This is a genomic window from Pseudomonas sp. 1L-B-1-E-C1, assembly GCF_057291835.1.
On the sequence record NZ_JBXAWN010000004.1, the window covers coordinates 133,906 to 145,921 of the forward strand.

Below are 12,016 nucleotides of genomic sequence, written 5' to 3' on the forward strand. Positions count from 1 at the left end.
TGTGAGGTACGACCTCGTGAGTCGTGCCTGCGGATACTTATGCAGGGCCCATACCCAATGCAAGATCCAGAGCGGTTGGCGGCGTTAAACGGTGGCACGAACGTACCTTAATGTCGCATCCGTATAACTTTTGACGCATTTAACCGTTTGCGAGTGGTTTTTAAGGTGCAAATGGAGCCCCAAAACGGTGCGGTGGTCGCCTGCAGCGCGCCGCCTTGGGGCCGGGTGTTACTTATTTATACCCACGCCATAAAAAGGGGTTAGACCGAAGGGACTGATACGGAAGTCAGTGACCTCTTTGTGCAACGGTTGGAAGACTGTGGAGTTGGCGATCGGCGTAATCGGCACCTGCTGTTTAAGGATCAGTTGCGCCTGTTGATACAGTTTTACCCGTTGCGCTTTATCCGTGGCCACTTTGGCCTGCTGCACCAGTTTGTCGTAGGCGGGATCGCACCACTTCGCATAGTTACTGCCTTTGACGGCCGCGCAGCTGTATAGCACGCCCAGCCAGTTGTCCGGGTCGCCGTTGTCGCCGGTCCAGCCGTAGATCATGGCGTCATGTTCGCCATTCTTGGCGCGCTTGATGTACTCGCCCCATTCATAGCTGACGATGTTGGCCTTGATGCCGATCCTGTCCCAGTCCTGCTGGATCATCTGCGCCGACATTCGCGCATTCGGGTTCGAGGCGCGCTGCACTGTCATCGCCCACAGGTTGATGGTTGTACCGGGTGCAACCCCGGCTTCCCTGAGTAGCGCCTTGGCTTTGACCGGGTCGTAAGGTGCGTCTTTGATGTTCGGATCGAACGACCATTGCGCGGGTGGCAAAGCGTTCTGCGCCAGTTGGCCGGCGCCCTGATAAACCGCCTTGATGATCGCCGGTTTGTCGATGGCCATGTCTAGCGCCTGACGGACCTTGAGCTGATCAAGCGGCGCGTGGGTGGTGTTGTAGGCGAGGAAGCCAAGGTTGAATCCGGCCTGTTTAAGCACGCGCAGGTTCGGGTCTTTTTCCATCACCTCGATATCGGCCGGGCGCGGGTAACCGCTGACCTGGCATTCACCGGCCTTGAGCTTCTGCAGGCGCACGGCGGCATCGGGTGTGATCGAGAAAATCAGATTGTCGATTTTCACGTCTTCGGGTTTCCAGTAGGCCTTGTTCGCTGCGTAGCGGATCTGTGAATCCTTCTGATAGCGCTTGAACACGAAGGGGCCGGTGCCGACTGGTTTCTGGTTGAGGTCGGCGGGTTTGCCTTTTTTCAACAGTTGGGCTGCGTATTCGGCTGATTGCACCGAGGCGAAGCTCATGGCGAGGTTTTGCACGAAGGCGGCATCGACGTTGTTGAGGTTGAAGCGCACGGTGTGGTCGTCGAGTTTTTCCACCGATTGGATCGTGGTGTTCAGGCCCATGTCGGTGAAGTAGGGGGATTCGGCGGGGTAGGCCTTGCGGAAGGCGTTGTCCGGGTCGAGCAGGCGCTGGAAGGTGAACAGGACGTCGTCGGCGTTGAAGTCGCGGGTCGGGGTGAAGTAGTCGGTGGTGTGGAATTTCACTCCTTCGCGCAGGTGGAGGGTGTAGTGCAGGCCGTCGCTGGAGACGTCCCATTTGGTCGCCAGGCCGGGTTCGATGTCGGTGCCGCCGCGCTGGAATTGGGTGAGGCGGTTGAAGACGGTTTCGGCGGAGGCGTCGAAGTCGGTGCCACTGGTGTATTGGCTCGGGTCGAAGCCGGCGGGGCTGGCTTCGGAGCAGTAGACCAGGGTTGTGGCGGCGTTTGTGATCGGGGCTATGGCTGATAGTGCGAGGGTGATCAATAGTGGTTTCAGGGTGAATCTTTCCATGGAGTTCCCGGGGATCTGGAGGTGGTTGTTCCTTGAGGTTAGCGGGGAACGGGATGTTGGCGGAAATACCGTTTTTCCTGGAGACGCGTCTATCTCGGTATATCCGGCCCAAGTGGGCATCTCCGTTTCTTCGGGGATGAAGACCGGGTACATGCTTTACGTTTGAGATCGGGGCAGGTTTACGGGGACTCGTCATGGTCAGGGAGAGACTGACCATGTGATGGAATCAGTGTCACCGATGCTCAGGCCAATGTGTGCAAAACGCTTTGCTTGTATTGCGTTTCCAGCAATTCGATCCACCGGTTCCTTTTGTAATGCACGTCGTCGATGCAGCTGACTTCAGTGATCTCCATCGCGGTGCCGCACAAGAACGCGCCGTCGAACCCCTGCAATTCCGAAGCGGCAACCTCACGCTCTTTAACTTGCAGATCGAGTGCGGGGGCCAGTTCGTCAATGATGACTCGGCGGGTAACGCCGGCCAGTGCCATTTCTGTGGTCGGGGTGATCAGTTGGCGGCCCTTGACGAAGAATATGTTTGAGCCGCTGGACTCGCACACGGTGTCGGTTGTCGAGAGAAACAGTACGTCGTCGAAGTGTTCGCCCTTGTCACGAAAACTTAGAAAGCTCAGGGCATAGGTCGATGATGTTTTTGCCTGATACGGGTGGCAGTGGGCAGGTGCGCGGCGCCAATCGGCGATCTTCAGCCGGTAGGGCGTGGTGGCGGCCTTGGGTGCGAACGGCTGGACGAAGATCACCACCCGGCTACGACAGCCACGTCCCATGAAACTCACGTCTGCATCGTCAAGGAATACGATGATTTTTATATAGGCGTCCTGAAGGTTGTTGCGCTGCAGAAGCTGCCTGCAGGCATCGTTCAACGTGGCAGTGGAATACTCCAATGGTTGCCTGAACAGTTGGGCAGAGCGCTGCAGGCGCTGCAGATGATCTTCACACTTGAATATTTTCCCGCCGTAACTGCGAATGCCTTCATAGACAGAAGAGGCATACGAAAGTGAATGGGTGACAGGTGACAAGTTGATGTTTTCCTGCGGCAGGAACTCACCGTCCAGCCAAGCGATAGCAGGGGTCATAGTCTGATTCCAGGGTCGGTGTGGTTAGCGCTGGTGCGAAGTGGTCAATGTGCCGGCAACTTCCCGAGCACTGAGGGCATGGTAGAACTCACCCTTGATCAGACCGTCGCCTTCATAGCTGTTGGGAGTTTTACCCTGAAGTTCGAGCTCGCGGATGATGGTCTGGTAGTCATCGATCGGCACGATCCTGAAGTCCATGCTGACCCGAGTGGTGTTTTCAATATTCTCTGCCGTGCCGTGCAGGACCCGAGGATCGAACATCAGGCACTGGCCATAACGCAGATTTGTCGGCATGGCGTCGGCCCGCAGATCCTTCATCAATTGCGGCCGCTGTTTCGCGTAATCGAAAAAGGCGACCCGGCTCTCTTTGTACTGGTCGTAACCGTAACCCTGGTCACTGGCGAATTGCTTCAGGGCAGCGATGCTGACGTCTTTCGAGCAGACGCTGAGCGCCCCGGTGTTTTTCACATCGCAGAAGGGCAGCCACATATTGATCTGCTGGAAGTAGTCACCGAGCAACGTATCGGAGTGGTGAGTAAACAGTTCACCGTCAGCCAGTCGGTAACGGTCATCCAGTCGTCCCGGAATGTGATAACGGACCAATGGGTTGTTCTCGAATACGAAGTCGAATCCCAGGTCTTCGCTGAGCCAGCCGACGAAGCTGTAGTACTGCTCGACCATGGATCGGCCGAGGGTTTGCAGTGGGTCGTGCCAGTGGCCCGAGTCCTCGAGATGAGTGCTGATTTGCTCGGTGTTCAGGCATTCATGGATCTTGTCCAACGCAAAGTCGTTCGCCAGGTTGTACCGTTCGGCGAGGGTTTTTTGCAGCGTTCCCGCCAAGTCGAAAGAAGACGTCGAATAGTCCATGATCGAAACGCCGTTCTGAATGAGATGGGCGCTGCCCAGTTGCCGGTTGATATCAAAAAAAGACATATTGAACTCCTTGTTAGCTGTCTCTGTTGGAAAGTTCGCGCATCTGGTCGGCGCGGGTGGTGCGAAGCGGGATCAACCAGTTTTCCAGGTCGACAATCAGGTTGGCGCCCATGCGCTTCTTGATGTCGATGGCGCCGCGTCCCAGACAATGGGTGCGAAAACCCAGTTCGTCGGCGGTTTTATAGAGCTGGTAGTAATCGCTGACATACAGATTGAGGCCGGCGGCGACGCGATCGCGATCCTGGCCTTGGACCAGTTGGGAGAACACACCTTGCTGCTCATTGACGTAGCTGAGCGAGGCATACACAGGCACGTTGGTGGTTTTCTCGTAGTTGATTTTTATGTAGTACCGGGAGCTGTCCGCCGAGCGCGCCAGTGCCTGCATGGCCGCCAGGGAATACAGGTTTCGCACGTGCCGGTACTTGTCCACGTTCAATGACTGAAGTGTGGAAAACGCCTGCAGCACGGCGCTGTTTTCCGCTAGCCGGTCTAGTCGATGGAGCTCGGTATGGCAAAAGTCCTCGGCGCGACGTGTCAGGCGCACCATCTCCTTGAGTTGTTTTCTGCCCATCGACATCAACAGGCTGTTATCCAGCGTGGTGTCTACGCGCAGATAGGCGACCGGCATGAAGGGCATCGCAATGATCGGCCGGTCGTAAGGGCGATGCAAAGGCTGCGAAGCCTTCAGGGACGGAATCAGCAGCCAGTCGGCCTCTTGTGCTTCACTGACCAGGCGATCCAATTGCAGCGGATCGGGATGCTGCGAAACCGGCAGATAGAAGTAACCGGGCGCCACGCTAGTGAGTTCATCGTGCAGCGGATTTTGCTGGTGCACTGTGCCTTTGAACATCGCCTCCCAGTGGGCGATATTCCGCAAGGGCAATTGAGGGCGCGAGACGTCATAGCTGATACAAAACGCTTCCCGCTGCGCAAGCAACTCCATGTTTACGATCCTTAAATGACTGCGCTGGAAAGGGGGGGCCTTAATCTTCAGACCGGCTGCTCAACCAAGCGTTGTTGTTGATTGAAATTGAATGTTCGATTGCCCAGCTCGCACAGCGCAGGGTTGTGGGTAATGATGAAAAAAAGCGTCTGCGGTAGAGCGCGGACAACCTTGCCGATCAGTTCGACTTCCTCGGTGCTGCTCATTTCCGAAGTCGCTTCATCAAGAATCGCAATCCTCGGGGCAGTGAGTGTCAGGTCGAGCAATGCCAGGCGTTGCAGCTCGGATTTGCTCAGGCCCAGTTCACCGCTCCAGGGAATGTGCTGCTCAAAGCCGTCCTTGAGTCGCTCGACAACATCCGTCAGACCCAGCAACTGCACGTCTCGTTGCAACGCTTCAGGCGACGGACGGTTGAAGTGATCGGCGAGCAGGCCCGGTTTGAAGATGGGGCTGGAGGTCAGCAGGCGAACCTCTTGCGAATGGTGGCGGGACAGATACCCCTCCGTGCCGCCGAGCGTCGAAATCTGCCCTGCACTTGGCAGGAGACTGCCGATCACCAGGTTGGCGAACGTCGACTTGCCAACGCCGCTGGGGCCCATGATGACCACAACGTCGCGTTCTTCGAATGACTGGTTGAATTGTTCCAGCACGGTTGCGCCGCTGGCCGGATTGACGAAGGTGACGTCGCGAAACGACACCAGCGTTGCAGCGGATGAAGGCTGGATGCGGGACGACAGCGCGCGCGCCCCGTCCTGACCGACGATGAGCCGATCAGCGCTGGCCAATACCTGGCGCAGCTCGACGACGCATCTGCCGAGGCGGGCAAAAATCGCGATCAGGCTGTACGAGAGGCTGACCGCCAGCACGTTGGCGGTGCTGACGACGCCTGCGGAGTGAATGGCAATCGTCGACGCGATGATTCCTGACAGGAACAGCACGCCCATCAAGTCCAGCTTGTAGCTGTACCAGCGCCGTGTCGCGGCGTTGTCCAGCGAGGCAAAAGCGCGGGTTGCGAGGCCCGGTGCCAGCCAGTCCAGCGCCTGGGATTGATCCGCTGCAAGATCGAATCTGCCACCCGACCAGTTCAAGGCCTGGACACGGGACAGCACGGCGCCGGAGCTGTCGATCTCGGCGCTGTTGAACTGCGTGAGCAAAGCATCGGAGTGTCGCGCGCTGTTCCAGTAAACCGCGCCGATCACCAGAAATGGCAGCACGACATACGGGTTGCCAAGCACCACGTAGACGGTGCATATCGACAGCAGGGTCAGGGCGCTGATGGTTTCCAGCAGCAGCACGGGCAGCACTTCGTCGACACGTCGCTGATCGCGGGTCAGCTTGTTCTGGCTGTCGCGATCAATGGCTTGTTGGCGATCCCGATTCAGTCCGGGATTCATCAGTTGGCAAAAATACTGCAGGCAATGTGTCGTCGCAGCGTCGATGGTTCTTCTGACGGTCAGCAGGGCGCTGCCGATCGACAGCACGGCGCTGATCAGCAAGACACTGCTCAGCGCGATCAGCGACTCTTTCAGGTGCGAGGTCATGTAGCCGCTGGCAATGATGTAATCACCGGTGATGGTGAATATTTCCTTCATCGCAAGTAGGGCGAACGCCACGAGCGAGAGTTTCCAGATACCGAACTCACGCAGGCTGTCGAGCAGTGGCCGAGCCGTGGCAGCAGTCGTGGCTGGCTGCGGTTCATCGGCGGGTGACGGTTGCGCCCATGCAGGCGCGCTGTCGCCAGTCAATTCGTCGATTGAAGGGGGGCTCGGAACCGTTGTCGACGGTGAATTTTCTCTGACGTTTATCTGCCCGTTCGCGAGCGTCCAGACTTGCTGCGCCGCGTCTATTTCATCCTGGCGCTCGGTAACGAAAATGACCCGGGTGTCGCGCCACGGACCGCTTAGCAATGATTGCAGCAAACCGGCTGCGATGTCGTTGTCCAGGCCGGAAGTGGGTTGATCGATGAATAGCCATTGCGGTTTGTGGATCAGCGCCCGTGCCAGTTCGAGGCGTTTGCCCTGTCCCCTGGAAACGTTCCAGTGCCGATTTGCGCCGTGCTGCCGTTCGTTGAGGTAGTCGAGGTAAAAGTGTCTTGGCAAACGAGCGCAGCCAACGGCAACACGTACGTCTTTGTCGGTAAAGACAGCGCCGTACACACTCAGGTTTTCAGTCAGGCCACCCTCGACGATCCACGGCTCGTCAGGTATCAGCAATGCCTTGTCGTCGTCGGTCAGCCGTTCGGCACAGGACCTCAACAAGCTGGTCTTGCCGCTGCCGGCGGCGCCGACAATCGCGATGTGCCGGGCATTGAGGGGCGGGAGCTGGCGTGGCACGAACGGACTCTGCTCGCGCGTCTCGGCGAGTAAATACTCGGCAATGTTCCTATGTCCGACGACACCCTGCGACAGGCTTTGCACGATGTCCGGAATATTGTTGGCCACCGATCGCAAACCGCCGATCAGAGCGATGGCTGCCAAAACCCCGGGAGCGTCGATCTGGCCGGTGTAGGCCAATTGTAGCAACGCCGCACTCAGCAGCGCGGCAATCGGTGTCATTGACGATATCAGGCTGATGCCTGCGACCAAGCGTGCAGCCCTCTTCAGCGCGTGTTCTTCCAGGTGACGTTTGGTGGCGTATTCGCCGATCAGTGGGGCAGTCCAGTTTTTCAGCCAAGCCTGGTGTCGGTTCTTTACGGCAAACGCGCTGACCTCAAGGCGTTGCCTCGCGCTCAGCGAAAGCGCTTCGTAAGCCTGGTTCAGGCGACGGGCAATCCAGTAGACCGTTATTGAACTGATGGCTATGACCGCCAGCGCCGCGATCGCGCTGACACCCAACGAAAAAAAGAAGAATGTCGAGGTGAAAATGACCGTTGCCAATGCCAGCGAGAGGGTGATCAGGCCTGACCATGAAGACTCGACACGGGCCGCTTCGCGATCAAACAGGCTGGTCAGGTTCGGTGCAGGCGCAACCTTTTGCAACGCCGGTTTTTTGCGCAGCAAGCGTTGTTCCACGTATGAACGGCTGCCGATGCCCACCAGTTCTGCTAGGAAAAACGTATGGTTCAGTGCCAGCCAGGCGCAGTAGGTCAGCACTATGCAGGTGACGCCCAATGTCAGGTTGGACGTAATGTCTGACTCACCCTGCGTCAGTTGAGCAAGCAGTGACTTGAGGGTGACTGCGGCACCGAATGCCGCACTGGTATGCACGGCAATCGTTATCAGCGCCAAGCCGATATCGTGTTTGAGGGCGGCAAAAATCCTCGTAGGCAGCGGTTGTGTTCCAGCGTCCGGTCGAGCATCGCGCCTTGCGGCATTTGACCAGCGTTGCCAGCGATGAGCATGCTGTTGGGCTGCGGCGCGTTTTTTTTCCGGCTCGGGGAGCCGGAACCACAGGACTGCCTTGAGGAATTCTGCAATCTTCATCGGTCAGTTGTACGCCCGCGCTTGGGCGGTGGCAGAAACCGACGGATTATCTGGATGGTCGGCACGGGCAATGTCGGCAAACCGGTCGCACAGCAAGGTCATCATGTTCCAGCCTTCGCTCAAGGTCTCGCGCAGCTCTTCGATTTCCTTGGGAGATGCCTGATTCAACAGCTCGATGCCCATGCTGACGTGGCTGCCGTCGTCTTCGCCGTGTTCCTGGAAATGTGGCATGCCGGCGAATACGCGGGCGGCCTCGCTGTGGAAGATTTCGCCGCTGCCCTCCAGCACGATGTGCATCAGCAGTGTCTTGACCATATCGCTTTTGTAAAGCATCTGGTGCCGGAACCATTCCATCGTGGAAAGGAATGCCGCGTCCCCTACCGGGGTATGCAAGGCCTCGCGCTGGTCGCGCAAATTGTTGTTGTGTCCGAGCTCCTCGACCAAATGTTCGAGGGCAATTTTCTTGTGCGCAGGATCGAGCGTCATGGCGACCCGGATGTGCAGCAAGTCCTGGAACATGTCCGACCAGCTCTGCAGGCAGTCGAGCAGCTTTTCGCGAACCAGAGGGTGCTCGATGTCGGGGGAATTGACCAGCGCCAGTAAACGGCTGTTGCGGAAGTCTTCGAGAAATTGTTCGTTATCTTCCAGCAGCACTTCGGCAGGGCGAGTGCCAGTCGTGTCACGGGACTTGAACACTACATTGGGCTTGCTGCTGTCTTCATACAAAGCCTTGCCATTGAACTGAATGGACAGCGCCCAGAAACCGTCGTGAGTCCCTTTGAAACCATGCTGCGAGTGCGGCGGCACCAATACCATGTCACCGGCCTCGATAGCCTGTTCGGTATCGCCGAGGGTTTTCCCGGAACCGTCGCAGATCAGGACCATGCTGGGCTCGGGATGCTGATGAACGGAAAGTTCCTGATCTTTTTCGAGCCTGACCCAACTGATGGCCAGCTCGCTGTTGGCCGGGATGAATTGAGCCAGCGCGGGATGCCGGGAAAAAATCTTTACTACCCCCAGATCATGCAGGGCGCCGTTGATGGTCACATTGTTGAGGGGCTCGATGTCGCGTCGGGAGATGACTTCCATTTCTTCTTGTTCCTGGTTATTCAGTGTGCAGAAGTGAGTGTGTTCAAACGGCTGATGGCGCGATAGAACTTGTCGCGATCATTGCTGGCAATCACCAGCAGGCCAACTTTGTCGTCGTTGGTGTGCGATCGATCAAGTTGCGGATTGGCGTCGCCCATGATCAATCGAATAATGTCGACTTCCTGCATATAGTCCCTGATGACCTCGACGTCTACAGGTTCATAAAACAGGTGGGAGCCGGCGAATGTATAACGCTCTGGCGGGTTGTCTGAAGCTGGCGTGTTTATTGTGCTGTGGAAACTTAGAGTTTCTCTGAATAAGTCGACGCCCGTTGTCAGTTCGACCAGCAAGCCGATGTAGTCGCCGCCGACTCTATTGTTGATTTCCACCAAGTGTAGATTATTTTCGGAAATCATTATTTCAATATGACACGGGCCATGTCGATGGTTGATGGTAGTCAGCAGTTTTTCGCAGTAACGGCTAATCTTGTCGAACATTTGCTGGTCGACGTTATCCGGTGAAATGATGTGCTGTTCTTCAGCGAGCGAAGTTTCATAAAGTTGTTTGTTGGTGACGGCAAGGACACGATGCCGGGAATCGATCGTCAAGGTTTCCACACTGACTTCTCGTCCGTTCAAAAACTCTTCGGCCAGCAAGGTGAAAGGCGCTTGTCCGACTCTTTCCAGCGCGTGACACAGCGCCGCACGATCTTTGATGATGAAGACATTCTCGCTGCCGGAACCTTTGGGGTCTTTCAGCACGATCCCGTCGGTATGACTGAGCAGAAACTGCTCGACGTCTGCGCGGTTGTGGCAGGCCTTGCTGGAGACAGAGAACTCGCTGCCCTCCAGCCGCGAGCGCATCGAAGTCTTGTTGATGCACAGCTCGCAGGTGTCGAAATCGATCCCGGGGATCGCGAAATGCTTGCTGGCAAGTGCGGCTGGCAACAGACCGTCTTCGGTAAACGAGAAAATGAAATCGACACTTTGCGAGCTCAGGATTTCTTCCATCCTGGCCAGAACTGTCGCTTCGGAAAAATCGTTGACGAGATAAATCCGGTCGGTGAGTTCAGTCAGGTTGGGGCCTACCGAATCTGGAAGTTGCAGCACGGTAAAGTCAAAACCCAAACCGTTGTAGTGCATGAAAGTTTCATCATGCCCACCGATCATTACAATATTTTTCATGGTCAGCCTTATGCGGGGGGCGATGTAATATTGATAGCCGTTATGAAAACGCAGAAAAAAACGAATGGCCGCTGAATGTTGTTATTCGGGCAAGCGAAACTCAGGCTATTGAAAATTAAATGAGAGTAGCCGCGCGACTGGCGGCACAACTTGATGTTGTGAGCAGCCAGCATTCCGAAAAATGTTGTTTGTGGGCGATAGGGGCGTTGGATCCTGCAGCGGGATCGATAGAAAATAAACCGAGTTGGGTTGGAGCGGGCAGTGTGGAGGGTAGGCGAATACTAATCAGGGACTTTGTTTTTGAAGGCGCGGAAGTACGGCTTGAACGGTACATGCTAATCCCTGCTTTTTTAATTTTATTTTGAATAGCGAGTAAGTTCCTTTACTCGTGACGGATACTTTCATTGTTTTTTAAAGAAGTCAACATGGAAAATTAAGTTGACGATGGGTGAAATCTCGGAATGTTGTCCTTCGCTGAGTTTGCGCATCGGCCAAGTTGAAGCGAGGGGGCACCAGCAGTGGCGCCCCTCGTCGGGAAGTTACTGCATCAACACTTCAATCGAGCCATCAGCCGTCATGCTGACCTGGCTGGTGCCCGCTTCGACTTCCGGGGTCACCGGCGCGGAATCCATGGCGGCTGCCTTCATCATCATCGGCGCACGCAGGTACGGTTGTGGGTAACCGTTGCTGTTGAGGTTCAGGTTAACGATTTTATAGCCCTTGCCGCCCAGCGCATCGGTGGCCAGTTGCGCGCGGTTTTTGAAGGCGGTGACGGCTTCTTTTAGCAACTGGTCTTCGCTGGCCTTGCGGGTCGGGTCGGCGATGGCGAAGTCCATGCCGCCCATTTTCAGGTCGGTCAGCAGTTCGCCGGTGAGTTTGGACAGGGCGGCGAAGTCGGTGCTTTCCAGGCGCAGTTCGGCGCGTTCGCGCCAGCCGGTGATCTTCTGGCCTTTGGTGTCGTAGATCGGATAACTGTTGCGGCTGCCCGTGCGCAGGGTGATGTCTTTGACCTGTTTGGCCTGGGCGGTTGCCTTGTTCATGGTGGTGCTGATGGCGGCGGCGAGTTTGGCCGGGTCGGTGTTCTGCTCTTCGGTGTAGAGCGTCACGATCATCTGGTCGCGGGCGACTTCCTGGCTGACTTCGGCGCGCAGGGAAATCTGGTTGTAGTGCAGCTCATCGGCGGCCAGCGCCGGAAGGCTGGCGACGCTGCCGACGGTCAGGGCGAGGAGGGCGGCGCTGCGGCGAAATGTGTGCATGAAGGCTCCTTGAATGAGGCGCAGGTGTTGGGTCTCGGCCTGCGTGAACCATCAGACTCTAACTTCTCTGATCCGGTTCGCCCAGTTACAACTTCTATACACATGCCCGGGGCTGCTGCGCAGCCCTTCGCGAGCAGGCTCGCTCCCACAGAGGAATGCATTTCAAAAGTGGGAGCGAGCCTGCTCGCGAAGAGGTTTTCACAGTCGCCGAAAATCTTTTTGCCATGTGGTCGTTTGCCGCACTTTCGCCTCTGAACCCCGCGCCTTG

Annotated in this window: 8 protein-coding genes; all 8 read right to left on the reverse strand. The window is 56.8% G+C overall.

The annotated features are described in order from the left end of the window. Positions 1 to 228: 228 nt before the first annotated feature. Positions 229 to 1,830, reverse strand: coding sequence for an ABC transporter substrate-binding protein (locus AC0Z4S_RS08870; RefSeq protein ID WP_485622705.1), 1,602 nt, complete (start codon positions 1,828 to 1,830; stop codon positions 229 to 231). Between the two features lie 242 nt (positions 1,831 to 2,072). After that, positions 2,073 to 2,921: an aminotransferase class IV gene (locus AC0Z4S_RS08875; RefSeq protein ID WP_485622707.1), complete on the reverse strand. Its 849-nt coding sequence runs from the start codon at positions 2,919 to 2,921 to the stop codon at positions 2,073 to 2,075. Between the two features lie 24 nt (positions 2,922 to 2,945). Further along, complete coding sequence (locus tag AC0Z4S_RS08880; protein WP_485622708.1) at positions 2,946 to 3,854, reverse strand: 2OG-Fe(II) oxygenase family protein; 909 nt, start codon at positions 3,852 to 3,854, stop codon at positions 2,946 to 2,948. A gap of 13 nt (positions 3,855 to 3,867) precedes the next feature. Next, positions 3,868 to 4,797, reverse strand: coding sequence for a hypothetical protein (locus AC0Z4S_RS08885; RefSeq protein ID WP_485622709.1), 930 nt, complete (start codon positions 4,795 to 4,797; stop codon positions 3,868 to 3,870). Positions 4,798 to 4,844: 47 nt separating this feature from the next. Next, entirely contained in the window at positions 4,845 to 8,024 is a 3,180-nt protein-coding gene (locus AC0Z4S_RS08890) for an ATP-binding cassette domain-containing protein (protein WP_485622710.1), read from the reverse strand. 198 nt (positions 8,025 to 8,222) lie between these two features. Next, positions 8,223 to 9,308: a cupin domain-containing protein gene (locus AC0Z4S_RS08895; protein WP_485622712.1), complete on the reverse strand. Its 1,086-nt coding sequence runs from the start codon at positions 9,306 to 9,308 to the stop codon at positions 8,223 to 8,225. Between the two features lie 20 nt (positions 9,309 to 9,328). After that, positions 9,329 to 10,492 (reverse strand): ATP-grasp domain-containing protein, encoded by a 1,164-nt coding sequence (locus AC0Z4S_RS08900; protein ID WP_485622714.1) that lies wholly within the window; start codon positions 10,490 to 10,492, stop codon positions 9,329 to 9,331. A gap of 539 nt (positions 10,493 to 11,031) precedes the next feature. Then, entirely contained in the window at positions 11,032 to 11,748 is a 717-nt protein-coding gene (locus AC0Z4S_RS08905) for an SIMPL domain-containing protein (protein ID WP_329515824.1), read from the reverse strand. Positions 11,749 to 12,016: the final 268 nt, after the last annotated feature.